Genomic DNA, 26,339 nt, shown 5'->3' on the forward strand with positions numbered 1-26,339 from the left:
CATTTGGAGTGACGACCAGTTCAGTGGCGCGACTGGTGTTGCATTATGTCAACGCGTCCAGCGTCGCGCCAACGGCGCCGTACACGAACTGGAGTTCCGCGGCGAATACGATCCAAGCCGCGGTGGACGCGGCGCAGGCGGGAGCGGTGGTGCTGGTCACCAACGGACTTTATGCCACCGGCGAGCGCCAGGATGACAGCGGGTTGATGACCCGGGTCATTGTGGACAAACCGATCACAGTCCTGAGCGTCAATGGTTACAAGGTTACGACCATCGAAGGCCGTTGGGATACCGCCACGAATGGCCCCAACGCGATTCGGTGTGTGCGGCTGGAAAACGGTGCGGTATTGGCAGGATTCACCATTCAGAATGGTGCCACGCGGTCCACTGGTGGTTCGTCGTGGTCAACCGCAGGAGGCGGGGTCTTCACGTCCGTTTATACGAACGCCACGGTGGCGAATTGTCTTCTGACGAATAACGCCGCCCGAAGCTATGGCGGTGGCGCTTATGGCGTCAGGCTGAAGAATTGTCTGATCCTTGGTAATTACGCCAACGATGGCGGCAGTGGCGTTGCTTGTGGCGAATTGGTGAATTGTACGGTGGCGTATAATTGGGTCAATTCATTCGTCCCCGGTGGCTTGATGAGAGGCGGCGGCGTGGCGGGCAATGTCGGTTATTTGGGGACAGCTCCATGCCGAATTCGGAACAGCATTGTATGGCAAAACTTCCGCGGCTATGGAGAGATGGACAACTACACCACCGGAACGGAGTTCGCTTTTTCCGCTTCGGTGGGTCCATCCGACGCCGCGCCACCCGGAATAGGCAACCAGTTGGCGGAACGAACATTTTTGGATGCCGACTTTCATATTTCCAGCGCCTCAATCTATCACGCCGCCGGCAGTGCTTTGTATGCTTCGGGTGAAGACATGGATGGTGAGCCGTGGGCCAATCCGCCTTCCATGGGCGCGGATGAAGTCATTGAGGCAAATTTGACCGGGCCGCTTACGCTTACGATTGACGCCTGGCAAACCAATACCATTGCCGAACCGATCCGGCATGAGTTGAGCTTTGGCGCGGTGGTCACCGGACGGGTTTCCCGGATTGATTGGAATTATGGCGACGGAGGCATTGATCCCAATCGGGGTTACTGGGGCATTCATGGTTGGACCAATCCCGGCACCTATACCGTTACGGCCACGGCTTACAACCAAGACAATCCCGATGGCGTCGTGGCCAGCGTGATGGTTTTAGTGGAGCCAATCAATCCGCCTGTGCTCCAATCCAGCCTCCTGAATGCGAATGGCTATAACTTCAGTTTCATGGCCCAACCGGGTATGAATTATTATGTGCAATACGCCACCAATCTGGCTGCGCCCATCAGTTGGCAACCGTTACAAACCATCTACTATCCTCCGTTTGGCCCGAGCGGGTTGGTTTCCATCACTGACCCGGCGTGGACCAATAATACCGCGCGGTTTTATCGCGTGCTGGCGCAGTAGGCGATCACGGGTTTTTATCTGCGACCAAATTCAGGCGTAGCTTGGTGTGCCGAGGTCGGTCATCAATACCAATCCGGAGGGGGCTTTCAGCAGACGCGGTGCGGCGTTGACCAACGAAGCCACGGTGGCGCCATCGCCGGCCACGCCGGTGGTAACGATGTTCTTGATGGTGGGTTCGCCAATAATCTCCACGGCATCCTGTGGATTGGGGGCGTCCAGATACATTTTGATATCGAGCGTGATTTTGACCGCGCCTTTAATGCGGCCGACGGCGAGTTGATGAATGCCGCAGCATTGACCGCGTTTTACGTTGACGTGCGGGGTTTCGATGTCGGCCAGGGCCACCATGGCTTTTCCCGTTTCCACCAATTCATCCAACTTCCAGCCCAGCGCGTGAGCGATAAGCGCGGCGGATTCTTTCAGCCCCGCGTGGCCCGCGCGCCCTTGAGTGAAGCGCCGTTCAAATTCAGTGGGAGTCCAGCCGCTGCCGATTTTGCGTTGCAACGGTCCGCGTCGCGTGGACGCATTGACGACGCGCTGCACGTGAACGGCGGACACTTGACGACAAACGCCGGTGAGACAAACGGGCAGCACATCCATGACAAATCCGGGATTGACGCCCGTGCCCAGCACCCGGGCGCCGGAGGCTTTGGCCACCGCGTCGAGTTGCGCGGCCAGTTTGGGTTCGCGCAGGGCGGGGTAGAGCAATTCTTCGCATGAGGACACCACGCTGATGCCCTGGCGCAGCATCGGTTCAATCTGGGGATAAGCCAGCTTCACCTTGGAAACCGCGGTATGAAAAATCAGGTCGGGCTTGGCTTCGGCCAGCAATTCATCGAGCGAGCGATGCACCCGGGCCTGACCCGCGCGCCGATCATTCGTGAGTTTGCTCAAAGGCTTGCCAATCTTCGCCGGGTCAATGTCAATGCCGCCGACGATTTGCAGCCAGGGTTTGGTGGCCGCGAGTTTCAGGGTTTCAATACCGATGGGTCCCAAACCAAATTGGGCGATTTTGATTTTTTTCATTTTGTAGAAGGCTAAAAATTGATCGCGCCACGATCAGGGCTGCCTGCCCCGAAGGTGGCGCGACGTGGTGATTATGGTAGCCGGCTCACAGGCGCGAGACCAGCAATTCCCGCTGAAACACCAGTTCTTTGGGCAATTGCGAATAGAGCTTGAAGAACAACTCGTCCTGCATCACCAACTCACGATGCCACTCGGTGCGGTCAATCTTTTGAATCTCGACGAATTTTTCAGCCGTGATTTGTTGCTCCAAGCCGCGCATATCGAGGTCTTGATACTCGGGTACCCAGCCCACGGAAGTTTCGATGGCGCGCGCGCCCAACTGGCAGCGTTGCACGATCCATTTCAGCACGCGCATGTTTTCGCCGTAACCGGGCCAGAGGAATTTTCCCGCTTCATTTTTGCGGAACCAATTGACGTGGAACATGCGCGGCAGGTGTTTCACCCGACGACGCATCTCCAGCCAGTGCGAGAAGTAATCGCCCATGTTATATCCGCAGAACGGCAGCATGGCCATCGGGTCGCGGCGCACCTGACCGATCGTGCCCGCGGCTGCCGCTGTCATTTCCGATCCGACGGTCGCCCCCAGGTACACGCCATGCACCCAGTTGAACGCCTGGAAGATCAACGGCATGGTGGTGGCGCGACGCCCGCCAAAAATAATGGCGCTGACCTTTACTCCGGCGGGATTTTCCCAATCCGGATCAATAATTGGACAGTTGCCTGCGGGGGCAGTGAAGCGACTGTTTGGATGACTTGACAACACGGGCTTGCCGTCGGCGTCCTTCGTGTTCGGAGTCCAATCGCGTCCCTTCCAGTCAATCAAGTGCGCGGGTGGCGTCGGGGTCATGCCTTCCCACCACACGTCGCCTTCATCCGTGAGCGCCACGTTGGTGAAAATCGTGTCGCGCTTGATGGAATCCATCGCCATGGGGTTGCTGGTGTAGGAAGTGCCTGGAGCGACGCCAAAAAATCCGGCTTCCGGATTGATGGCGCGGAAGTGGCCGTCCGGTCCTGGTTTGATCCAGGCGATGTCATCGCCGACGCACGTCACTTCCCAACCCTCGGTCTTGAGGTGTTTCGGCGGCACGAGCATGGCAAAATTGGTTTTGCCGCACGCACTGGGAAACGCCGCCGTGACGTAGGTTTTATTGCCGGACGGATCTTTGACGCCGAGGATCAACATGTGTTCCGCCATCCAACCTTCGTCGCGCGCCATGGCCGAGGCGATGCGGAGCGCAAAACATTTTTTGCCCAACAAGGCATTGCCGCCGTAGCCGGAACCAAAACTCATGATGAGCCGTTCCTCGGGGAAATGCGTGATGTAAGTGTTTTCCGGATTGCACGGCCACGGAACGTCTTGAGCGCCGGCAGCCAGCGGAACTCCGACCGAGTGCAGACACTTTACAAATTGTCCGGTGCGGTCAATCTCGGGATAAACCGCCAGTCCCATCCGCGTCATGATCCGCATGTTGGCGGCCACGTACGGGCTGTCGGTGATTTCAATGCCGTATTGGGCGATGGGCGAACCGATCGGCCCCATGCTGAATGGAATGACGTACAGCGTCCGACCCTTCATGCAGCCGTTGAACAAGCCCTTCAATCTGGCCTTCATGGTGGCGGGGCTTTCCCAATTGTTGGTCGGCCCGGCATCCTTCGGCGATTGCGAGCAAATGAAGGTGCGTTGCTCGACGCGGGCGACGTCGCGCGGGTCGCTGCGCACCAAAATCGAATTGGGGCGCAATTGGTCGTTCAGTTGCACCCCGGCGCCGGAAGCGATGATCAATTGCCGCATCTGCTGATCTTCGCTGGCGGAACCGTCGCACCAGTGGATGTGATCCGGCTGGCAGAGCGCCGCTATGTCGCGCACCCAGTTGCGGATGGTGAGATTTTGCGGGAGTTTTTGGTCTTCAGTTTTCATCAGTTTTTAACGGGGTTGATTCGTTCCTTTGTCGAGAGGAATTGTCACTGCTCGGGTGACAACACCATGCTCTGAAGTGTGCGAAGGGTGACGGGGTTGAAACAAGGAAAAAGCGTGAGTCCGGTTTCTAAAAATGACGTTGCGAACAAGCAAACATTGAATCCGTGGCGCTGAATGGTTACGGTCGCCATGGAAGCAGTTGGATGAGCACATGATTCTTTCCGCGTGGTGGACGATTATTCTGGCGTTGCCGGTCTTGTGGCTCGGCGAATTTCTCGTGCGCCGTGTGCGTCTTTTCTCGCGTTTTCAAATCCCCGCGCCGGTCGTTGGCGGCTTGATCGTCTCGCTGGTGATTTGGGGGAGCAACGTCACGCAGTTTTGGACCGGACGCTTTGATACCAAAATTGCCGCGCCTTGGTGGACCTGGCTGGTGACGATTGAGCCGGACTGGTTACGGGCGCCCGCGCAAACCGCCAACCTGCCGTTTCTGGTCATGTTTTTCACCTGCATCGGCTTGAACGCCAGTTGGTCGCTGGTGAAGCGCGGCAGCTTGCAGGTACTCCTGTTTCTCGCGATCGCGGGATTGCTGGCGATCATTCAGAACGGTTTTGGCGTGGTGTTGGCCCAGGCGCTGGGACAATCGCCGTTGCTGGGACTGGTCTGTGGCAGTGTGAGCATGACCGGCGGCCACGGCACGGCGCTGGGATTCGCCGCGGACTTGGAACGCGCCGGACTGCCCGCAGCGGATGTGTTGGGCATGGCCGCCGCCACTTTTGGTCTGGTGGCGGGCGGATTGATTGGCGGGCCTATCGGCGGCGGATTGATCCGACGGTTCAATCTGAAATCCACCGCTTCCACCCGCACGCACCTGGAGGCGGGGGAAAGCGGCACGGCGGGCATTCTCTCGGATTTTCGCGCTTTATTTCAGGCCGGAAGAACGACGCTGCCCAACCTCGCGCTTTTGCTGGTCTGCGTGAAACTCGGCGCGTGGGTAAGCTGGCTGATTCAAATGACGGGCCTCACGTTTCCGATTTACATGGGCGCGATGTTGCTGGGCGTGACCGTCCGCAATGGGTTGGACTTTGCGGGAGTCACCTGGGTGAAAACGGAAATTATAGATACGCTGGCGGCGATCTCGCTCGGTCTGTTTCTTTCCGTGGCGTTGATGAGCCTGAACCTCATTGAGCTGGCCCGCGCCGCCGGGCCAATGCTGGTGATCCTCAGCGCGCAAGTGTTCCTGATGGCATTGTTTGCGTGGTGGGTCACCTACCGGTTGATGGGACGCGATTTCGAAGCGGCGGTCATGGCGGGTGGCCACTGTGGTTTTGGGCTGGGCGCCACGCCCAACGCCGTGGCCAACATGAAAGCCTTGGTGGAAAAATTCGGCCCCGCACCGCGCGCTTTTCTGGTCCTGCCCATCGTTGGCGCGTTCTTGATTGATTTCATCAACGCGCTGAACATCACGGTATTTCTCAACCTGTTTAAGCAATGAACTTCTGCTCTTCAGTTAAATTGGCGCACTCGGTGACGAAACCCACCAGCGGATTACGCCTCCCACCACTCTGCCGACACCGCTGGTTGCTGATCGGAATTTGCGCGGTGGCAATCACGGTCCACAGCGAGAACGCACCGACGCACGGGATGGTTGCTTCAGTGCATCCACTGGCGACCGAAGCCGGAGTGCGAACGCTGAAATCCGGCGGCAACGCCATTGACGCCGCGGTGGCGGTGGGCCTGACGTTGGGCGTGGTGGACGCGCACAATTCCGGAATCGGCGGTGGTTGCTTCATGCTGATCCGTTTGGCAAATGGAGAGTTCGTGGCGCTCGACGGACGCGAAATGGCCCCCGCCGCGGCCACGCGCGACCTGTTCATCCGCAATGGCAAAGGCGATACCGAGTTGAGTCAAACGGGGCCGCTGGCCAGCGGCGTGCCGGGCGAGGTCGCGGTTTTCGATTACGCCGTGCGGCATCATGGAAAAAAATCGTTTCGCGAACTGGTGTTGCCGGCGGCGGAAATTGCCGCGACCGGTTTTCCGATCACCCAAGCCTTTGTGAGCCGCTTGCGATCCGTGACGAACGAACTCGCGCGGTTTGAAGGTTCGCGGGCGTTGTTTTTGCCGGATGGCCAATTGCCGCGCGTGGGCGCAATTTTTAAGCAGCCCGATCTGGCCCGGACGTATCGTCAACTGGCCGGGCAGGGGAGTGATTGGTTTTACCGTGGCGGGTTTGCCGAAGCGGTGGCGGCCTGGATGAAAGCCAATGGTGGAATTTTGACCGCAGACGACTTTGCGAATTATCAAATGGTGCTGCGCGAACCGGTGCGCACCACGTATCGCGGTTACTCCGTCGTGTCATTTCCCCCACCCAGTTCGGGCGGCGTGCATGTGGTGCAGATGCTCAACATCCTGGAACATTTCGATCTCAAACACCTTGACCCAGTGACGCGCTGGCACGTTTTGGCCGAAACGATGAAACTCGCGTTTGCGGATCGGGCGTATTGGTTGGGCGATCCCGATTACGCGAAGGTACCACGCGGGTTGATCGCGAAAGATTACGCGGCGACCTTGGCGCGCCAAATCAATTTGGAACACACCACGTCGGTGACCAATCACGGCTGGCCGCCGCGTTGGTCGGAGGATTTATTTGAACGGCACACCACGCATTGGTCGGTGGCGGATGCCGAAGGCAACTGGGTGGCTTGCACAGCCACCATCAACACGACTTACGGATCGAAAGTGGTTATTCCGGGCACGGGCGTGGTGCTGAACAATCAGATGGACGATTTCTCCGTGCAACCCGGCGTGCCGAACGCCTTCGGTTTGATCGGCGCGGAAGCCAATGCCGTCGCGCCCGGCAAACGTCCGCTCTCCAGCATGAGTCCGACGATTGTGTTACAGGACGGGCAACCCATTATCGCGTTGGGCGCGGCCGGCGGACCGAAGATCATCACGGCGGTATTGTTGGAACTGGTCGAGATGCTTGATCTGGGACTGACGCCGGAGCAAGCGCTGGCGCAACCGCGGATCCATCAGCAATGGTCGCCGGACGAACTGCTGGTGGAAGCGGCGTTGCCAACGGCAATCAAAACCGCGCTGGAACAACGCGGTCATGTGGTGAGGGAACTCCGGGCATTGGCGATCTCGCAGATTGTCGCGCGTAGCGCAGATGGGAAATCCTTTGTCGGCGCCGCCGACCCGCGCACCGGCGGGAAGGCAGAGGGGTGGTAAACGGCAGTTATTTTTCGCACCTGATTTCGACCCTTACCTTCGGGCCGGGCCGGGCGCGGGGCACAGCTTGATATTATCCCGGAGCGCGACCGGTCCCCGGTCGCAGCGCGTGGCCAACCCCAAAAGCACTGGAACTTCCAGAGTCTTCCGACAAGGCAGAACGCTGCGGGCGGAGGACTGCCCGCGCTCCTTAAGGACGGGCGGATGCTTGCGGTGGCTTTCCGGTTTGCCGTATCGTGTCGGGATGCAGGATGCACCGCAATTGTCGGAGTTGAAGGTTCCCAAGTGGCCGTTTTTCCTCGCTGACGCCTTCATGCTGGGGCTGGCGTGGTTTTTGTTTTATTGGCAAGCCAAATTTCCATTAAGTCAATGGGAGGTTCTAACCTGCTGCCTGTGCGTGTTTCTCGGCGCGGGGCTGGGCGTGCTGCCGTATTTGCTCGAGTACCGCGCGTTGCTGAAATATGGCGCGCTGGTGAAATTGATTGAAAGCAGTTCGCTGATGGCCGCCACCGAGAAGATTCAAAACCTGGAGAATTGCGTGTTGCAGATCAGCAGCGCCACGACGCAGTTGGAATCGGCCCAGACCCAGGCCGACGCCACGGCCAAGCTCGCGGGCCAAATCACTGAACGCATGACCGCCGAAGTGCGCGGCTTCAAGGAGTTCATGCAAAACGCCAATGACAGCGAGCGGGCGACGTTGCGGTTGGAGGCCGAAAAGTTGCATCGCGCTGAACGCGAATGGCTGAACGTGCTGGTGTTCATTTTGGATCATACGTTTGCGTTGTATCGCGCGGCGGAGCGTTCGGGACAGGAAAACGTCGTCCGGCAACTGGCGCAATTTCAACATACGTGTCGTGATGCCGCCCGCCGCCTCGGCTTGCAAGTGGTGGGGGCAAATTCGGGCGAGGCTTTTGACCCGCAACGGCACACGCTCGGACCGGAGCAGGAAGCGCCGGCGCATGGCATTATCGAGGAGACGCTGGCGTGCGGGTATTCGTATCAAAGCACGTTGATTCGTCCGGCTTTGGTAAAACTACGCACGGCAGGTGCCGTTGGCGCGGAGTCGGCGATGGAAGCTCAGGACGCCGAACCGCAGTTGCCGCTGGAGACGGGCGAGCCGAGCGAGTCGGGCGCGGCTTGAGCAGTCACGGAGTGCGCGGCCGGGTGGAACGGAATTGCAACCAGGCGACATCCTGATTGTTGGGCGAGGAAAATATGTCGGGAACGAAGCCTCCGGTGGTGATGGGCGGCATGGTGCGCGAATCTTTCCAGGGGTGAATTTCCGAGTGGCCGTCGGCGAATGAGAAGCCCGCCGCGCGGTGGTGATAAAAGGCGGGCAGATCATAAAAGCCGTATTGGTCCGGGGCATTGGGCCAACCCGCCATCTTCGTGGCGAAATTACCCATATCAATACTGTCCTCGCGCACGTCCAGAAATACAAAGGTGTTGACCGGGCCGGGATCCACCAGCTCGGACATTTTAAGATAAATTTTGTAGGCGCTGAAGGGCGCGCCCCAATTGCCGTCGGTACCGCCCCAGCCGCCGAGGAAGATGTTCATGGACATGCTGCGCGGGCGCGGTTTGAACTGGCCATTCACCGTTACGCCGGAGCGGTCCGCGGGGCATTTCCAAATGGCCAGATTTTTTCCCGTGTACGGCCACAGCGGACTTTTTTCGATGGTGAGCGAGGGGTCCCAATTTCGCGGATCACTGGAACTGTAGTTGAGCGTGCCGGTGACCCAGGCGTAATCCGCCGTCCACAGCTTGTCCGGGTCCAGCGATTCACTGGCAAAGAGCAGCGCGTCATTATTGTCAGTGGCGTACATCTGCCAGGCGAGGGTCAGTTGCCGGTGACTGTTCATGCACGAAAGTCCCGCCGCTTTGCGTTTCCCAATGTCCAGCGCGGGAAGCAACAAGGCCGCCAGGATCGCGATGATCGCAATGACGACCAGCAACTCGATCAACGTGAAGCCGCGGCGCGGCCTGGTTGGCGACCATTTCATGACCAGAGTCACTTTAGAAGGGCCGCAATAATATGCAAGCGCCCCGGAATGTGTTTTGTTTTACGACCGGCAACGCTAGAATCCGCCGAATGAAGTGGGCCATGAAAGTTAAAGTTGGTTTGGTGCTGTTGCTGGTGGGGGCGCAGGCGGTCAGTGTGCTTGCCTGGGATTATGCCGGTCATCGCGCGGTTAATCTGCTGGCGCTGGAGACCTTGCCGGCGGGGTTTCCGGCGTTTGTCAAAACACCCGAGGCGCGCGAGCGGATCGGGTTTCTGGCGGGCGAACCGGATCGTTGGCGCAATATCAATGACGATCAGTCGTTGAATCATTGTAACGGCCCGGATCATTATCTGGACCTCGAAGAACTGGAGTTGTTTCAGCTCACCCCCGAAACCCTGCCGATTTTTCGTTACGATTTCGCACAGAAAATCGGCGTGGAACGCGCCGCTCACCCGGATCGCTTTCCGCCGCTTGATCCGCTGAAAAACAAGGATCACACCCGCGAGTTGGTGGGTTTCGCGCCTTGGGCGATCACAGAGTATCAAGGGCGCTTGCGTTCAGCCTTCTCGTATTTGAAAGCGTTTCAGGAGTATGGCGGCACGCCGGAGGAAATCGGCAACGCGCAACAAAACATCATTTACATCATGGCGTTGCAGGGGCATTTCGTCGGTGATTGCGCGCAGCCGTTGCACGTCACCAAACACCATCACGGTTGGGTGGGCGATAACCCCGGTGGTTTCACCACCAACCGCGGCTTTCATAGCTGGATTGATGGTGGCTTTTTGAAAAAGACCGGGCCGCTGGACGTGACGTCGCTGGCGCAGAAAATCAAGGCGGCGCAGATCGTCGGTAATCCGTTCGTGGAAGGCGATACCTTTCGCGCGGTCGTGGCGTATTTGCTCGAAACGGAGAAATTTATCGTGCCGCTTTATCAGTTGGAAAAGGCAGGAAAATTAGCGCCTGAAAATCCCGCCTCGCGGGAGGGGCGCGCGTTTTTGGAAGGGCAACTGGTGCGTGGCGGACAGATGCTCCGCAACCTTTGGTATTCGGCCTGGCAACAAGCGACCGAAGATCAGTATCTCATCCGGCAACTGCAAGAGCGCCAGGCATCCGGTAAATCCGAAGGCCAAAAATAATCCGTTGGTCGGTACGGATGAAACGCCCTTCGCCTCAACGCGGCCAAGCGGACAGGAGCGCGTCAATATTTGAACTCACGGGCGCGGCTTCCGATTGTCGAGCTTTCGGAATAAGGCGGCTTGGCGACGTCGGTAAAAATTTTCACCGCTGTTTTCCGCGTTGCCATCGGGCCGGAGTCAACTAACATCACGATTACTTTATGGTTTCGTCCCAAAGTTCCTCACTTCGCGCCGACGGTCGTCGTGCCGCTGAGTTGCGTCCGCTCAGCTTCAAAAATCACATTGCGCCGAACGCCACCGGTTCCACGCTGATCGAATGGGGGAACACCCGGGTCATTTGCGGGGTGACCATCGAGGAAAACGTGCCCCGTTGGATGAAGGAGCAAAATGTTACCGGCGGCTGGATCACGGCGGAGTATTCCATGCTGCCGTATTCCACGCTGCAACGGAAACCGCGCGATAGCGCCAAGGGCAAAGTGGACGGGCGCACCCAGGAGATTCAACGGCTCATCGGACGCACCATGCGGGCGACGCTGGATTTGGAAAAATTGGGTTCGCGCACGTTGTGTGTGGATTGCGATGTGTTGCAAGCGGACGGAGGAACGCGAACGGCCGCGATCACCGGGGCGTACGTGGCGCTGGTTTTTGCGGTGCGCCGGCTGCTCGCCGAAAAAAAACTGACGGAGAATCCCATCCTGAGCGCGGTGGCCGCAGTAAGCGTGGGCATTGTGGCGGGACAGGCGCTTTGCGATTTGTGCTACACTGAGGATGTGGCGGCGGCGGTGGATTTTAATCTGGTGATGAACGCCGCCGGCGAATTTATCGAACTGCAGGGAACGGGCGAAGAAGCCACCTTCACTGAAGCGCAACTGGCTGAATTGCTCGCGCTGGGCAAAGCCGGCATCCGACAGTTGCTGGCCGCGCAGGAGCAGGCTCTGTCCGGCGCTTGACCGCACTTCGCTCGCGGCTCCGACCTTCGAGGCGATCTCCGCAGCTTGAGTTTCCGGTTTTAATCCAGATCAGATTTTGAATGAACACGACTTTACATTTCATCCGTCATGCGGAAGTGGAATCGGCTTACCAGGGCGTTTTCGGCGGCACGATTGATATGAATCTTTCGCCACGCGGCGAGGCGCAGGCGCGCATTTTGGCGGATTACCTGAAGAACCAGCCGCTTGACGCGATTTTTGCCAGCCCGATGAAACGGGTGCAACAGACCCTGGCGCCGTTGCGCGAGCAATCCGATCTGCAGCCGGTGATTCTGCCGGATTTGCATGAGGTGAATTTCGGCATCTGGCAGGGACTTAACTTCGCGCAGGTCAAAGAGCGTTACGGTTTTGATTCGCATCAATGGCTCGAGGCGTTGGTGGGCGGCAAGGTTGCGCAGGCGGAAAATATGGAGGCGTATCAGGCGCGTATTGAAAACTGTCTGCGGCAGATTCGGGAACAAGGGCAGGGGAAATCCGTGGGTGTCTTTTGTCACGGCGGCGTCATCCGGATGTTGATCTCGCTTTTGCTGCGCCTGCCGTATGCGAAAATGGACTGGATGGAAATCGAGTATGCGAGCATTTCCACGGTGGTCATCAACGGCGTTCGCGCGCGCCTGCGTTTGTCCGATTTCGCTCCCTGGCGCGATTTGCCGGGACTGAATCACGCGGAACAACCGGAGTAATTTTAATTTTGCCATGTCCTCACCTCGCCTCACTTGTTTATGAGCGCGCAAATCATTTGGAAAACTTCCATCGCCACGCATCCGGAGGCGGAAGAAGCCGTGGCGGAATTACTGGCGACCGCAGTTGCCCCCGGACCATCATCTTACACCGACGTGGAATCGGGGGCGCTCACCGTTTCCGTTTATTCTCCACACGCGCCTCGAAATCGCGCCCAAACGGTCGCCACCTTAAAGGCGGGTTTGCAACAGCTTCGAAGTTGCGGACTGAATCTTGGGCCGGGACAAATTCGGATTCAAAAGTTGCCGCGAGCGAACTGGGCTGAAGCTTGGAAGCGACACTTTTCCGCCATGGAAATTGGCGCGGCTCTGCTGGTCAAGCCCGGCTGGATCAAGCGCAAACCGAAGCGCGGACAAAAGCTCGTCGTGCTGGATCCCGGTTTAAGCTTCGGCACGGGGCAGCATCCGACCACGAGCTTTTGTTTGCATGAATTGGTGTGCGCGGCGCGGCGCACTGGTTCCCGATCATTTCTCGACATGGGAACGGGATCGGGAATTTTAGCCATCGCCGCGGCAAAATTAGGATTCGCGCCGATTGCCGCTTTTGATTACGATCCGCAGTGCGTCAAAACCGCTCGCGCCAATGCGCGACGAAATCGCGTGGCCGAGCGCCTGCGCGTCACGCGCGCGGATCTGACCCGGCTGCCGCAGCGTTCCGCCCGGCGTTACGATTTGGTCTGCGCCAATCTTCTGGCGGATCTGTTGCTAAACGAACGGGATCGCATCCTGGCCCGAGTGAAACCTGACGGCGCCTTGGTCGTCGCCGGAATTCTCAAAGTGGAGTTTACCCAAGTGGAACGGGCCTACGCCGCGGCGGGATGGAAATTGGTTCGCGCTAAATCTGAGCGGGAATGGCGTTCCGGGACGTTTATGCGCCGCGCGGATTAAATGCGATTCGGCGCGGCGTCGGTCTTTGATGGGGCATCAACCTGGATCAACTGTGGCTGCAAATAAATCAGGGCAGCAGTTTGATGGCGCGTCTCGAGGTGCGCGATTCCCAATGAGCGAACGGGTCGCTGGGCAGCACGGTGTTGACCGGGTAAATCAGATAAACGGCGTTTTTGGAGTAAGCCCAAGCGTCAATCACATTGGCGCGCGGAAACACTTTGGGGGTCGGTTGAGTTTTGCCGGGATCGTTGATGATTGGATCGCCCGTTTCCGTGAAGCCCACCAGAACGACCAGATGCCCGCTGGGCGTCCGGCTGCGCGCGTTCAAACGGTTGGAACAAACCGAGAGGCCAACGGGAATCCCGTGCGCGATCAACGTTTCCAATTCGGTCAAATCAAGCAATCGAGTCGTGTAGGCGCGCATCCAGCGAAAGCTGCCGGCGTAAGCCGTGTTGAAAATCCAGTTGCCCGTGCCGTCCCAGACCGGATCAAAAATCCCCTGAACCACCTCCGGTACATCCACGTTCAAACCCGGACGATTCAATTGCCGGCTCCAGTACGTCAGCAGCATTGAGGTGGTGGTGGCGCTGCATAAAACTTTACCGTTGGGGTAATCCATTTGTGAGCGTTTGGGCACCTCGATGAGTTTGCCCCAGGCCGCGCGATTTGGCGGTCGCGCGGGCGGTTGATATTTTGCATCCAACACGGACAGGCTCAGAAATTTCAGCCGCGGTTTGGTTCGCGTGGTTGAGCCTAGGGTGATCTGCACTTGCACGCGATTTACCGGCCGTTCGAGGATCAGCGTGTCGGTATCCATCGTGCCGTCGGCGTCCCGTTGCCGTTTGACACTGGCCCGTTCGTGGATTTGGGGCGCAACTGACCATTGTCCAAAAGTGAACCACTTCGTCGTGTGTTCGGGATAAATCGCCCGCGCCTTGACCTCGAGCCAGTCGGTGGGCTTCAAATCAGCATTCCATGAAATCACCAGCTCATCCCAGTTGATGCCGGTTTCGATTATCGGCGAAGTCAGCGTCGTTTCATCGCCGTCCGGTTGGGTTTCCGAGGTGAAAGCGCGAAAGGAGGTGAAGGGCAGGAATTGTTCACCATGAAAATCCAACGGCGGCGCGGCCAAAGCGAGGCGCGGCCCGAAGCCCAATCCCATCACGCAACCGATGAGGAGTCCGCAAATTCTTTTCATGTTGATGCAGGATGGCGATTTTTTCGCGCTCAGGCCAGCGCGGATTCGGTCGGCGCGCGGCGGTCCGTTTGGCATCGCTTTTGCCTGCAACCACTGAAAGTAAGTTGTCGTTCGCGTTCCATCGCGTAGGCTGGAGCAACGCATGAAAGTAATTCAACCGAACTGTCGCGTGCAATTTAGCGCGGAAGACGTGGACTTCGTTCGCGAGGTACTGGGGACGAAACTAAGTGACGCGGAATGTCTCGTGCGGCTGCTGGCGGATGAAGACACGCGCGATTTGATCCTCGATGACGCCGCGTTGTTGCAGGCGCTGCTGGAGCGGCGCGGGTGTCTGCGGGTTTCCACGCATTTTTATTTCTACGTTTTGGTGCGTCACGTTTTGACCCGGGCCGGAGTGAACGACCGGCGCGTCGCGGATTACGTGGCCGAGGTGCTGACCGAGTTTGCACGCGCGGAGCAATTGCGGTGTGTCGTGCCGGGACAACCCAACGCGCTGGATTACTTTTTTGAAATGCTGGCGGCGTTGCGCACCGCCGACGACCGCACCAGCTTTCAAATCCGCGTTCACCTCGGCAACCACTCGCTGTTTCTTTCCGGCGTTTTTCCCGAGCGCATTCGCTTTCGGGCCGAGCGCAAGGGGTTTCCCGATTTGAACTATTACGAGGCGCTGGGTCGCAGTCAGTATGGCCTCGCCAGCGATCATCGCCTGGCCCGGCGTTATCAGCTATCCGGGATCTTGAGCACGCTCGCGGAGCAGTTCCAAACCACGCGCCGCGCGTTGAACGAACTTTCCGAGCGTTTGTTCGCGCTGGGAGATGGTGGGGAGAAACTGGAGCACCTGTTGATCGGCAGGGATTAAAGCGGTGCGAGCGATCGCAGGATGACGACAGGGGATCCGGCGAATCAGTCCAACAACCCCAGCCGCTCAATTTCAGCGCGCGATTGCGCCGGGTCCGTTTGCAGAATCGTTCGCCAGCCCCGCGCCGCACCCGCCGCGATGTTCTCCGCCCGATCATCCAGATAAAGAATTTCGTCACCGCCTTTTTCCGTGAGCGTTTCCAGTGCTTCGTAAATTTTCGCCTCGGGTTTCATCGCGCCTACTTCATAGCTGAAAATGTAGCCGTCAAAATGGGCGAAGAAAGGAAAGTCGCGCCGGATGTGCTCAATGGCGAGATCGTTGGTGTTGGAAAAGATGTAAGTGGGCACCCCGCGTTCGCGTAGCGCTGCGTGCAGAGCGGTCATCTCACCAATTTCCGTGAAGATGTCGGCAAAGAGCACGCTGAATTCTTCCAGACTGCCGCGAAATCCGGTTTGGCGACAGACCGTCTCGTAAAACTCCTGCCGGGTGAGTTTTCCGGTTTCATAGCGAAAGAGCAGGGGAGAATGGTCGAGGTACGCCTGGATTTCGGCTGCGGATAAATTTGCCTGCGCGGCCAAGCTGCGTCCGGCGCGGGAATAATCAAAATCCACCAGAACTTTGCCGAGGTCGAAGACGACGATGGATGGAATGGTCATGCGACGAACAAAGGAACTGACATTGCCAGCAGGAGTTTGATCACGGAAGCAGGAGCGCCCGATAAAACTTGTTGGGCGTGGTCGCTCCTTGATCAATCCAAGTTTGTGGGCTGGTGGTCAGCAATATTGTGGCTTCAGAAGTCCAATTGGAAAGTGTCGTGCAGGATTCGATGCGGTAGGTCCGGCCTACGATGCCCGTGATACTCAAGCCGGGGAGCATGCGCAGCCCCAAGTTTGCCGGAGCTACCGCCTCCACCTCCTGATCAAAAGAAATCCGTCGAATGCGATGATCTTCAAAATCCGTAATGAAAATGGAATCTTGCACCGCACAGATTCCGTACGCGTTCTTGAATCTTGCCTCCGTCCCGGGCCCATCGGCATATCCGCTTTCGGTAAAACTTCCTGCGAGAGTCACCACGTTGGTTGCGACACTAATCTTACGAATGCTGGTGCCGCAGGTAAGTAGCAGGTTGCCGTCGCGGTCCACGCACAAGTTGTTGACTTTTGAAAAGCTGGCCTCAAATCCCACCCCGTCAGCGTCGCAGTTGTAACAATAAATATTATTTGTGCCGGCGATGGTTTCGACATCCCGGCTTTGGTTGATGCGCCGGATCAAGCGATTATCTGCGTCCCACACATAAATGTTGTCGGCGGCGTCCACCGCCAGAGCGGTGGGACTGTTGAACGAGGAAAAAATCCAATTTCCGTCTCGCGATCCTGGGTTGCCAGAACCGGCAAACACTTCCGACTCGCCGCTGGACGGATTATACCGAAAAATACGCAATTCGCGGGTAAAATAGAGGTTGTTAGCTGAATCAACACAGACCCCGCCGACAAAATTCATACCTGTCGCCTGCGGCACCACGAACCCATTTGGGGTGATTCGCAGCAGGTCGCCTCCGGTGATCAGCCAGAGTGTATTGGAGTGATCCATAATTAGGCGACCACCATAATAACTGGAGGGTATGGAAACATTTGTTCCATAGCCCGGCGGGCTGGAGTTTCCACCGCCGACAAACGTGCTTACCGTACCACTTGGAGTAATTTTACGGATCAGCCCGTTGCCACTGTCATAAACAAACAGGTTTCCGCTGGTGTCGGCCGTGATCGCCGTCGGAGCATTGAACATGGTGAGGATCCCTTGACCGTCATAATGGCCGTAAAATCCCGAACCAGCGTGAGTTTGGACGGCAATGTTATTGGTATCATAGGTCTGCGCTGGAGTGGTAACCGCCAGCGCGAGGCAGATCGCCAAGCTGAGCAAGTATGATGATTTCATATTGGGGATTCCGTTGTTTGTTTCGGAACAAATTAATCGTGTAGCTTGATTTGCCGGAAGCCTAGGCTTTCACGTATTGGGAGTCAAGAATCACCACATACGTTTGTCACCACATACGTTTATTGCATCTCGCGTCGGCCTTCGAGCGCCCGGCTCAACGTCAATTCATCTGCGTATTCCAAGCCGCTGCCCGCCGGCAGGCCATAGGCGATGCGCGAAATTTTCAGCCCCGGCCGTGCCAGCCGTTTCGCCAGATAATTACTCGTCGCGTCACCTTCCACGTCCGTGCCCAGGGCGATGACGATTTCCTGAATCGGCTCGGTTTGCAAACGCTGCTCCAGTTCCGCAATGCGCAGGTCTTTTGGCTCGACTCCGTCCAGCGGCGAAATTTTTCCACCCAACACATGGTATTGGCCGCGAAATGCGCTGGCTTTTTCGATGCGCAGCAAATCCACCGCGCGCTCGACCACACAGACCAGCGTGTGATCGCGGCGCGGATCGGAGCAGATCGCGCAGGGCGATTTTTCGGTGAGTGCCCCGCACCGCTCACAAAACCGCGTGCGTTCCCGTGCCTGGACCACGACTGCGGCAAGATTCTGGGCGACGTCCAGCTCGGCTTGGACCAGATGCAAGGCGATGCGCTCCGCTGAGCGCGGCCCGATTCCGGGCAGCCGACTGAGCGCGGCAACCAACGCGGTGATGGAATCCGGGAGCATGGCGCTGCGTCGTTACATTATTAAAACGTTAAAACGTTGCAACGCGGGGATTTGGTGTCGCGCGTTTCATCACGATGTAACCTTTTTAACGTTTTAACGCTGTAACATTCCACCGTTCACCCAAATCCCGGCAGATTAAACCCAGCCGTGGCCTTGCCCATTTCGGCGTTGGAAATTTCCTTGGCCTGGGCGAGTGCCTGATTCACGGCGGTCAACACCATGTCTTCCACCACCGACGCGTCGGACGGATTGAGCGCCTGCGGATCAATCTTGATGGCCGCGAGGCTGCCGTCGCACTTGGCGGTGACTTTGACCGCGCCGCCGCCGCTGGTGGCTTCCACCGTGCGCTGGGCGAGGTCGGCTTGAATCTGTTCCATTTGCTGCTGCATTCGCGCAGCCTGTTTCATGAGTTTTCCAATGCTCGACATAATTTGAGATTAAACGTGTAAACGAATGAGTAAATATCGCAATCGGTTTTTTAGTGACGCCGCTCAATCAGTCGGTCGTACTCGCTGTGGTGGCCGATCCAAAACCACACAATATTCTCGCCTTCGGCTACGGCTAAAGCGCGATAATGAATCCCCACGCGAATGGACCTGATTGGCCCTACCTTCTTGAAGTGCAGCGAGGGGGTGCTGAGGATCGTGTTTAAGGAGCGCGTAATTCTTGTCGGTCAGTTCCCGAATTTCCTTGGGCAGTCTTTGGTAGGACTCCCGGAATTTTGGTGTGGCGCGATGAATCACAATGGAGTGGTGCGGCCCTCATGGAGTTCGCGCAAAGCTTCCTGCGCGAGCGCCTCCATGCGACCAGCAGCCACATCTTCCGCCAACTGCTGATCCCAAGCGGTGGCGTCGAAACCGAGAAACCAATCGCGGAACGCCGTCAGATCACTGCGGGAAAGCTTCCGAATCGCATGCTCAATTTCTGAAACAGTACTCACGCTGAAAGCATACGACCGGTCTTTTCCAGGGCAAGAACGGTTTCATGTCGGTGAAATCTGAAAAACCAACTTTGCGAATAGCCTGCGCGCAGCCTGCTTCATGGGTTTTCCAATGCTCGACACAAATTTACATTACGGTTAAACGAAGTTGTCTTTGCCTTATGTGGTTTGCTTAGTCGGGATAATAACCGAACCCTGACTTGGACGAATACCAGTAGGAAATTCCTGGGTCATTCATAAAATACGTGATGCGAAATTCGTTTGTTTCATCAGAAACAAAACCGTGAATATGCGATTTAACACCAATGTTTTTGAAGGCGTATTCATCAAGGCTGGCGGGGTAATGACCGGTTTTGTTCTTCAATTCTTCGGCAAACTGTACAATGGAGATAATATCCTCGTGAATTATTACCCACTTGCGATTCTGGTATGACTGCCAAAGTAATAGGCAACCTCCCAGCGACGTGACGCACCACAAGGCGATGGTGCGATGATGAAACCCTATTAGGACACAACATGCCACGACGCCAGTCAGCAGAGCGAATAATCCCTGCATCACCTCTCCTTCTGTGTAGAGCACGTTATGATATTGCAACGAAAGGGTGGTTACTATCACCACCGTGACCGTGAGCAACAAAAACCAGGATACTTCTCGTTTACAGTTACTTTTGCCAACGGTTTCGTTCATGCCACACCAGTTTTACGTCCGCACTTCCACGATCTCTCCCTTGAAAATCTCCAGCGCCTTTTGAATCAACGGATCGTTTTTGAAATCCTCTGGATTGAAAGATTCGCGAGTGGAGGTTTTGCCTTTGCCGCCGTTCGCCGCCGGCTTTTTACCGCCCACGCTCGTTTCGCTTTTGCCGGTGGCGACCGGGGGTGTTTTGGATTCTGGCGTGGCTGATTCCGGGGCGGGCCGGACCCAATCCGCCGGCGCTTCCGCGCAAATAAATTTGACCCGCGCTCCGGCGAAGCCCAGCTCGGCCAGCTTGGTTTGCAACACCGCGTGGTTGCGCGAATGATCCACCAAACCGCGGTGGTCGTCGAATTCAGGATCAAATCCAATGGTCAACAAATCGTCCTCGAAAGACACCGGATGCGCTTCCAACAAGTAAGTGCGAATGAACGGACTGGCCTGGCCCGCGGATTCCAGAAGTCGCTTCCAGAGCGTGGTGAGTTTTTCACCACTCAGTGACGACTTGGCTTTTGCCGCTGGTGCCGGCGGCGGCGGGGTTTCTTGGACGACGGGTTTGGGCGGCGGCGCGGTTGGTTTCGGCGGCGTGACGGGGCGAGGGTCCCGCAGCGATGCCAGTGGTAGTGACGGAGCGCCACCGGCCTGCTCGCGCAGCGCGCGCAATTGCTTTAACACCGTGTCCAGACTCACCGCTTGTCGCGCTTCGATGGCGCGCAACAGCGTGACTTCGAGCAGAATCTTTTTCGATGCGGCGTCGCGCAGGCGCAACTCGGCGTCGGAGAGGACTTCCAGGATATGCGTCAACGCTTCAGTGGAGACCGCCTGGGATTGTTCCTTGAGCGCGCTCCCGTCGGCCTCGGAAACTTGCAACAGTTCCAAATCGCCTTTGGAGACCTGGAACAAAATCAGGTTGCGAATGTGGCCGAGCAAATCGGAAAGCAGGCGCCCGGGATCTTTGCCTTGCTGGATCAATTCGGTCAATTGCCGCAAGGCTGCTTGAATGTCGCCCGTCAAGATCGCTTCCCCGAGCGCCAGAATTTGCTGCTGCCCGGTCAGTCCGAACATCGTGAGCGCATCCGTTTCCTGAATGGTATCGCCGCAGAAACTGATCAATTGATCGAGCGCCGATTCGGCGTCGCGCATGCCGCCGTCCGCGCCGCGCGCAATGGCGTAGAGCGCGCCCGCGTCCGCCTTGACGCCTTCTTTCGTGGCGATCTCGGTCAGGTGATTGATGATCATCGTCATCGGGATGCGCCGCAGATCAAAGCGTTGGCAGCGCGAAAGAATGGTGGGCAGCACCTTCTCGGGATCGGTCGTCGCGAACATGAATTTCACGTGCGCCGGCGGCTCTTCCAGGGTTTTCAACAACGCATTGAACGCTGCCGTCGAGAGCATGTGGACTTCGTCAATGATGTAAATTTTGAACTTGCCGTTCGCGGGCATGTATTGGCAGGTCTCGCGCAATTCGCGCACCTGTTCGACGCCGTTGTTGCTCGCCCCGTCAATCTCCAGCACGTCCAGCGCGCGACCTTCGGTGATCTCCTTCACCCGCTCGTCGTGATCGTCAAAATCCACTTTCGGCCCGCCGGTGCAGTTGAGACATTTGGCAAAAATGCGGGCGATGGTGGTTTTGCCGGTGCCGCGCGGCCCGCAGAAGATGTAGGCGTGCGCAATCCGGTTTTGCTGAATGGCGCTGGCCAACGTCTGCGTGACGTGCTCCTGACCGATCACATCGGCGAAGCGTTGCGGACGATACTTGCGAGCAATGACCTGATAGGACATGACAGAAATTTACGATTTACGACTCACGATTTACGAGCCAAATGTGACCCGCAGGAAAATCGTAAACCAAAAGCGCAAATCGTAAATTGGGAAGTGCCAGGGTGACCACGGCAGATACGGAGCAAACTGCCGCTGCTGCCTTCCGGCCCTGACGGGGTTCGTAAGTCCACATTCCATGGGCCCTGGCGGGGCAGAGAGTGCGGGAGGGCGGCTGGCGCTTCAAGCTTAAAGCGGGGAATCTTCCCGTGCCGGAAATATCCAATTGCCAAAAAGTGAAACCGCGCCACACTCCAACCGGAAGTGAAACAAACAATTCAGTTGAATCGCAAATGACCTGGCGCCGTTGGCTGATTTTCCTCGGGTTAAGCGGAGTACTGTGGTGGGGCGGTCGCGTCCCGGCGCAGTTCGTGGATTTTTCGCTCGCGGCCAGTTCCAGTCCCGCTTCGGTGCAACCGGGCGAGGAAGTTTTCTATTCCCTGTTCATCACCAACATTTCCGGCGTGACGCTGCCGCAAGTCATTGTCACCAACCAAACGTCCGGTCCGACGGAGATCGTTGGCGCGACGAATTCGTTCGGTGGCTTCATTACCAACACGGACGACGGTTTGATTTTTACGTTCGGTCCAATGGCTTATGGCCAGGTGGCGCGACTCACCATGAGCTTGCGTCCGCAAACCTCCGGCGCGTTCACCAATGAATTTACCGTGTTCACCTTGGGCCGCACCAATATGACCACGAACCTCGTGACGCAGATCGGGTTTCCCGCAGCCGATCTGACCATTGGTTTGACCAATGCCAGCACGGGCATTTTCACGAACGATCTCACGAGCATCGGATTGTTCGTAACGAATCTCGGTCCCAGCGCCGCCTCGGGGGTGGTGGTCACCAACTGGCTGCCGAGCGCCTTTCAATTGGTGAGCGTCACGCCATCGGACGCCGCCGCCGATTTTTCCGGCGATACTTTGACGTGGACGATCGGCTCGCTCGCCAACGGTGGCGTCGCGCAATTGTTGCTCTCCGTGCGCAGCGCCCAAGCGGGTGATTTCAATTTAAGCGCGGCGGTGGGCGGCGCGGTGGAGGATCCGCATCCGAATAACAACGCGATCACCAACACCATGAGCGTCAGCGGGTTTGTTTCGAGCGGACTCGCCATTACGGTGCTGGGACAACAAATGAATCCGCAAACCGGCCTTTTGGAAATGCGCGCCTGGCTGACGAATCAACTGACGGACCCGGTCCCCGCCGTGCGGATTGTCGCCACGGGATTGCCGTCGGGTGTCTGGCTTTACAACGCCGCCGGGACCAATGCTGGTGCCGCCTACGCGCTCTATAACTATTCCGTGCCCGGCCACAGCGGGGTGGAATTGACGCTGGAATTTTACACGCTGGAACGCGAGCCGTTGTCGGTTTACACGTTGACTCCGCTGGGCGTGACCGCCATTGATCTTTCGGCCGCTTCCACCAACGGCATGGCGGTGACCAAACAACTGATGACGCCCAACGGATTTCTGATCGAGTTCGCGGCGAATATCGGCCGGACTTACACCATCATTTATCAAGACAATCTGAGTTCCAACGCCTGGCTGACGGTGCAACCTTCGATTGTGGCGCCCGCCACCCGCGTGCAATGGATTGATCGCGGACCGCCCAAAACGCGCAGCGCGCCGCTGAGTGTTGGACAACGCGTTTATCGAGTTTTAGAACTGCCCTGAACCCATGCGGAACAAAAGCCCATCAACCCGGTCGTGCCTCGGAGCGCTCACCAGTCTGGCGCTCGGAATTGGCGTTGCTGGGGCGCAGGGTTGGGATCAGGATTTAAGTCATCTGTTTGATTTGGGCAAATCCGATCAGGCGCAATGGACGCGGCATTTCCGATTGGGCGCGGTGCTGGGACTGAATTTCAAGGCGAAGTTTGCCACGGCCGGCACGTTTGCCTTTTCAGGCAATCATCCGGGCGCCGTCGGCGTGGGCAGGCAGGACCACCTCTACGACGACGGTTTTGTGCGGGTGGACGCCAGCGGCAACAAAAACGGTCAGACGTGGTATTGGGGCTACCAAGGCGAAGGCGGTCAATACACGGCGGGGGATGATCGGATTTATTTTCACGCCGCGGAAAGCTATACGGCTCAAGGCGGTGCAAAACGCGACAGCGGCGCGGAAGCGGGATTTGAATTGGCGTATGGCGGTAAATTACGCCAAGGACGAAATGCGTCATGGGGTTGGGAATTTGGGTTCGGCTTCATGCCGATCGGCATCAAAGACCGACAGACGTTGGGCGGGGTTTCCGCCACTCGCATCACGCACTCGTATCAACTCGCGGGCATCGTCGCGCCCGACGCGCCGTATCAGGGCAGCTATCTCGGGCCGGGAGCGCTGATTTCTGATGTGGCCCAAAATGAAACGGCGGGCGCCGGCACGTTTACCGGATTGGATCTAACCGGCACGCGCGAGCTGGACCTGACGCTTTACAGTTTGCGGCTTGGGCCGACCTGGCAATGGGATCCGCATCCGCGCGTCAGCACGTTACTGGGCGCTGGCGCCGCGTTAGGAATCGTCTCGGGCGACCTGAAGGTGCTCGAGTCAGTTCAATTTCCCGATGGCACGAGAGGAGTGAACGCGGGTCGCCACAGCGAAACCGAACTCACCTATGGCGGTTACCTTTCTGCCGCGCTGCTCTTGCACACCGTGGAGAACGGCGATCTGTATCTCGGGGTGCAATACCTGCCGATGAGTTCCGCCACGTTTCGCGGCGCCGGACGCCGGGCGCAACTGAATCAAACTCAAGCGGTCTATTTTTCCGTTGGCATCAACTGGCCATTTTGATTGCGACCATCCGAGGGGAGTATCAAGATGCGTCCGACGTGTCTTTCGAGATTGAATTTCACCGCGAATTTCGCTTGGCTGAACGGGATGAAACGATTTGCTCATGCTTCCTTGTTCCGAGTGGCGCTGATGCTGGTGGCGGCGCTCGGGTTTACCGCCCTGTTCACCGGTTGCAACACCGTACCCGTGACCGGACGGCAACAACTCAACATCATGTCCGAAGGCGAAGAGATGCAGTTGGGACTGACCAGTTTTGACGAATTGAAAAAGCAAACTCCCATCAGCACCGACGCGGCAGCCAACGCCCTGGTCAAACGCGTGGGCGAACGCATCGCGGCGGTGGCCGGCAAGGACATGCCCAACGCGCAATGGGAGTTTGTGGTCTTTGAATCCAAGGAGGCCAACGCGTTCTGTTTGCCGGGCGGCAAGGTGGGCGTTTACACCGGCATTTTGCCGATCACAAAAGATGAAGCCGGGCTGGCCACGGTTTTGGGGCACGAAATCGCGCACGCGGTGGCACGGCACGGCGGCGAACGCATGAGCGAAGCGATGCTGTTGCAAACGGGCGGCAGCTTACTCGGTCTGGGTTTGCAGGCCACCGATCCGCGCTGGCAGGCCGTGGCGCAACTGGCCTACGGAGTCGGATCGCAGGTGGGCGTGGAATTGCCGCACAGTCGGAAACAGGAGTCGGAGGCGGATCACATCGGTTTGATTTACATGGCGCAGGCCGGTTACCCACCGGAAGCGGCGGTCGAGTTTTGGAAACGGTTTAGCGCCTTCAACCAGCAGCAGGGAGACAACACGCCCGAGTTCCTGCGCACGCATCCGCTGGACGCCACGCGCATCCGGCAACTGGAAGGTTGGTTGCCGGAAGCCCGGCAGCGCGCGGCGCAAGCGCGCTGAGTGGATCACGGTCGCGCGGTGATTCCGAGTTGCGCCGGCGTCCGGCGCGTGATGCCAAAGCTGAATTCCTGGCCGGGATAATAGCGCTCGTTCAATTCAAAATTCTCAAACGCCACGCCCCCGGGAATCGGTTGTTTCGATTGCCAATAGGTGTAGCGCGCATTGACCACCGCGCGCAAATCGGGTCGCACCGTGGCGGCCGACCGGCGCCAATACTGCGTGACCGGTTGGCCGCCGTAATACCAATGATCCGAGTTGGGAAAGGGATGCACCGTTGCCGGATCGGGTTCGTCCGAGGTCAACGCCACCAGCACGTCTCCACCCGAAACACGGGAGAGTTGCTTCAATGGGTAAATGCTGTGCGCGGCAAAACTGGTGTCGCGATGCTCCGGATATTGCCGCAAGCTATTGATCACCTGATCGCGCAACCAAAGTTGTCGCGCTCGAATCCAGTTGCCCATCGTGGCGGTCAAAATGCAGTAATCCAACGGCGCGCTATCCGGTCGAGTGTTAATCACCAAACGCAATTCATCCGGGCGATCCGTGCGCTGACTGATTTGCAGTTGGACTGCGGCGCCGTTTTCAAAGCGCTCGATGCCTACCGTGACCGTGAGTTCTTCAATTCCAGAACTCAGTTGCCGCAACGTGCCCGGCGACATCTGATCGGTGGGGGACGTGGAGGTTGCCGCGCCGGACCAAAATAATTTGCCCGGCTTACGATCGGTCTGACTCAGCTCCAGTTCGCTGAATCCGCGCTGACCTTTGACGATGGGTTCGACGGCGATGAAATTAATCAGATCGTAACCACCGTTGGTGAGCACGGGATAACCGACCCGGATAAGCCCGCGCGGCCCGCCATGAGGCCGCAATTTGCCGGGTGGGATCGCCCAAATGAGGCCGCCCGAGATGCCCCAGACCGGCGCGTTGGTGTTGATGTCCGCGCGAATCCATTCCGCCGCGCCACTCAGGTTGAGGGTCAACAGCAGAACGATCAGCACGCCAATCCGTCGCATGGCGCTGACCTTACAAAGGCGCGTTTGACGTGTCGAGACGTGCGAGCGA

At 57.8% G+C, this 26,339-nt stretch carries 24 protein-coding genes, 1 other RNA gene and 1 pseudogene; 12 read left to right on the plus strand and 14 right to left on the minus strand.

Annotation, left to right across the window (positions count from 1 at the left end; genetic code table 11):
• Nucleotides 1–8 precede the first annotated feature (8 nt).
• Nucleotides 9–1,499 (plus strand): hypothetical protein, encoded by a 1,491-nt coding sequence (locus M9920_14820; protein ID MCO5053552.1) that lies wholly within the window; start codon nt 9–11, stop codon nt 1,497–1,499.
• A 30-nt stretch (nt 1,500–1,529) separates the two neighbouring features.
• On the opposite strand, the gene M9920_14825 is transcribed toward M9920_14820, so the two are convergent.
• On the minus strand, nt 1,530–2,525 hold the full coding sequence (locus M9920_14825) for a dihydrodipicolinate reductase (GenBank protein MCO5053553.1): 996 nt from the start codon (nt 2,523–2,525) through the stop codon (nt 1,530–1,532).
• 85 nt (nt 2,526–2,610) lie between these two features.
• Nucleotides 2,611–4,443, minus strand: coding sequence for a phosphoenolpyruvate carboxykinase (GTP) (locus tag M9920_14830; protein MCO5053554.1), 1,833 nt, complete (start codon nt 4,441–4,443; stop codon nt 2,611–2,613).
• A 211-nt stretch (nt 4,444–4,654) separates the two neighbouring features.
• Between M9920_14830 and M9920_14835 the strand changes: the two genes are divergently transcribed.
• The 3 genes from M9920_14835 to grpE all read left to right on the plus strand — a co-directional run bounded on the left by M9920_14835 (nt 4,655) and on the right by grpE (nt 8,812).
• Nucleotides 4,655–5,935: a sodium:glutamate symporter gene (locus tag M9920_14835; protein ID MCO5053555.1), complete on the plus strand. Its 1,281-nt coding sequence runs from the start codon at nt 4,655–4,657 to the stop codon at nt 5,933–5,935.
• Nucleotides 5,936–5,967: 32 nt separating this feature from the next.
• Entirely contained in the window at nt 5,968–7,671 is a 1,704-nt protein-coding gene (ggt, locus tag M9920_14840; protein ID MCO5053556.1) for a gamma-glutamyltransferase, read from the plus strand.
• Between the two features lie 244 nt (nt 7,672–7,915).
• A complete protein-coding gene (grpE, locus tag M9920_14845; protein ID MCO5053557.1) occupies nt 7,916–8,812 on the plus strand; it encodes a nucleotide exchange factor GrpE in 897 nt (298 codons plus the stop codon).
• Nucleotides 8,813–8,816: 4 nt separating this feature from the next.
• Here grpE and M9920_14850 read toward each other — a convergent pair whose 3' ends face one another.
• On the minus strand, nt 8,817–9,674 hold the full coding sequence (locus M9920_14850) for a prepilin-type N-terminal cleavage/methylation domain-containing protein (GenBank protein MCO5053558.1): 858 nt from the start codon (nt 9,672–9,674) through the stop codon (nt 8,817–8,819).
• 101 nt (nt 9,675–9,775) lie between these two features.
• Between M9920_14850 and M9920_14855 the strand changes: the two genes are divergently transcribed.
• The 4 genes from M9920_14855 (at nt 9,776) to M9920_14870 (ending at nt 13,427) form a co-directional block, all read left to right on the plus strand.
• Nucleotides 9,776–10,810 (plus strand): hypothetical protein, encoded by a 1,035-nt coding sequence (locus tag M9920_14855; GenBank protein MCO5053559.1) that lies wholly within the window; start codon nt 9,776–9,778, stop codon nt 10,808–10,810.
• A gap of 200 nt (nt 10,811–11,010) precedes the next feature.
• Nucleotides 11,011–11,760, plus strand: a complete 750-nt coding sequence (rph, locus tag M9920_14860; protein MCO5053560.1) for a ribonuclease PH — start codon at nt 11,011–11,013, stop codon at nt 11,758–11,760.
• Nucleotides 11,761–11,840: 80 nt separating this feature from the next.
• Nucleotides 11,841–12,482 carry a histidine phosphatase family protein gene (locus M9920_14865; GenBank protein MCO5053561.1) on the plus strand — a complete coding sequence of 214 codons (642 nt, stop codon included), beginning with the start codon at nt 11,841–11,843 and terminating at the stop codon, nt 12,480–12,482.
• A gap of 39 nt (nt 12,483–12,521) precedes the next feature.
• Nucleotides 12,522–13,427 (plus strand): 50S ribosomal protein L11 methyltransferase, encoded by a 906-nt coding sequence (locus tag M9920_14870; GenBank protein ID MCO5053562.1) that lies wholly within the window; start codon nt 12,522–12,524, stop codon nt 13,425–13,427.
• A gap of 67 nt (nt 13,428–13,494) precedes the next feature.
• Here M9920_14870 and M9920_14875 read toward each other — a convergent pair whose 3' ends face one another.
• On the minus strand, nt 13,495–14,625 hold the full coding sequence (locus M9920_14875; GenBank protein ID MCO5053563.1) for a C39 family peptidase: 1,131 nt from the start codon (nt 14,623–14,625) through the stop codon (nt 13,495–13,497).
• A 142-nt stretch (nt 14,626–14,767) separates the two neighbouring features.
• Between M9920_14875 and M9920_14880 the strand changes: the two genes are divergently transcribed.
• Nucleotides 14,768–15,484: a hypothetical protein gene (locus tag M9920_14880; GenBank protein MCO5053564.1), complete on the plus strand. Its 717-nt coding sequence runs from the start codon at nt 14,768–14,770 to the stop codon at nt 15,482–15,484.
• Nucleotides 15,485–15,528: 44 nt separating this feature from the next.
• On the opposite strand, the gene M9920_14885 is transcribed toward M9920_14880, so the two are convergent.
• The 9 genes and pseudogenes from M9920_14885 to ffs form a co-directional block, all read right to left on the minus strand.
• Complete coding sequence (locus tag M9920_14885; protein ID MCO5053565.1) at nt 15,529–16,140, minus strand: HAD family phosphatase; 612 nt, start codon at nt 16,138–16,140, stop codon at nt 15,529–15,531.
• Nucleotides 16,141–16,180: 40 nt separating this feature from the next.
• Entirely contained in the window at nt 16,181–17,419 is a 1,239-nt protein-coding gene (locus M9920_14890) for a hypothetical protein (protein ID MCO5053566.1), read from the minus strand.
• 119 nt (nt 17,420–17,538) lie between these two features.
• Nucleotides 17,539–18,135 carry a recombination mediator RecR gene (gene recR, locus M9920_14895; GenBank protein MCO5053567.1) on the minus strand — a complete coding sequence of 199 codons (597 nt, stop codon included), beginning with the start codon at nt 18,133–18,135 and terminating at the stop codon, nt 17,539–17,541.
• A 116-nt stretch (nt 18,136–18,251) separates the two neighbouring features.
• Complete coding sequence (locus tag M9920_14900; protein MCO5053568.1) at nt 18,252–18,563, minus strand: YbaB/EbfC family nucleoid-associated protein; 312 nt, start codon at nt 18,561–18,563, stop codon at nt 18,252–18,254.
• Between the two features lie 50 nt (nt 18,564–18,613).
• A pseudogene (locus tag M9920_14905) lies at nt 18,614–18,878 on the minus strand (hypothetical protein).
• The gene (locus M9920_14910) at nt 18,875–19,075 is read right to left on the minus strand and encodes a hypothetical protein (protein MCO5053569.1); all 201 of its coding nucleotides are present in this window, start codon (nt 19,073–19,075) and stop codon (nt 18,875–18,877) included. Before M9920_14910 ends, M9920_14905 begins: the two are co-directional and overlap by 4 nt.
• Before the next feature lie 172 nt (nt 19,076–19,247).
• Nucleotides 19,248–19,763 (minus strand): hypothetical protein, encoded by a 516-nt coding sequence (locus M9920_14915; GenBank protein ID MCO5053570.1) that lies wholly within the window; start codon nt 19,761–19,763, stop codon nt 19,248–19,250.
• A 12-nt stretch (nt 19,764–19,775) separates the two neighbouring features.
• The gene (gene dnaX / locus M9920_14920; GenBank protein ID MCO5053571.1) at nt 19,776–21,551 is read right to left on the minus strand and encodes a DNA polymerase III subunit gamma/tau; all 1,776 of its coding nucleotides are present in this window, start codon (nt 21,549–21,551) and stop codon (nt 19,776–19,778) included.
• Nucleotides 21,552–21,642: 91 nt separating this feature from the next.
• An RNA gene (ffs, locus tag M9920_14925) (signal recognition particle sRNA small type) lies at nt 21,643–21,739 on the minus strand.
• A gap of 141 nt (nt 21,740–21,880) precedes the next feature.
• Here ffs and M9920_14930 point away from each other — a divergent pair.
• The 3 genes from M9920_14930 to M9920_14940 all read left to right on the plus strand — a co-directional run bounded on the left by M9920_14930 (nt 21,881) and on the right by M9920_14940 (nt 25,277).
• Nucleotides 21,881–23,263: a DUF11 domain-containing protein gene (locus M9920_14930; protein ID MCO5053572.1), complete on the plus strand. Its 1,383-nt coding sequence runs from the start codon at nt 21,881–21,883 to the stop codon at nt 23,261–23,263.
• Between the two features lie 4 nt (nt 23,264–23,267).
• Nucleotides 23,268–24,374 carry a hypothetical protein gene (locus M9920_14935; protein ID MCO5053573.1) on the plus strand — a complete coding sequence of 369 codons (1,107 nt, stop codon included), beginning with the start codon at nt 23,268–23,270 and terminating at the stop codon, nt 24,372–24,374.
• An 87-nt stretch (nt 24,375–24,461) separates the two neighbouring features.
• A complete protein-coding gene (locus tag M9920_14940; protein MCO5053574.1) occupies nt 24,462–25,277 on the plus strand; it encodes a M48 family metallopeptidase in 816 nt (271 codons plus the stop codon).
• A 5-nt stretch (nt 25,278–25,282) separates the two neighbouring features.
• On the opposite strand, the gene M9920_14945 is transcribed toward M9920_14940, so the two are convergent.
• Complete coding sequence (locus tag M9920_14945) at nt 25,283–26,290, minus strand: hypothetical protein (GenBank protein ID MCO5053575.1); 1,008 nt, start codon at nt 26,288–26,290, stop codon at nt 25,283–25,285.
• Nucleotides 26,291–26,339: the final 49 nt, after the last annotated feature.

This window comes from Verrucomicrobiia bacterium, assembly GCA_023953615.1.
Lineage (GTDB): Bacteria > Verrucomicrobiota > Verrucomicrobiia > Limisphaerales > JADLHS01 > JADLHS01.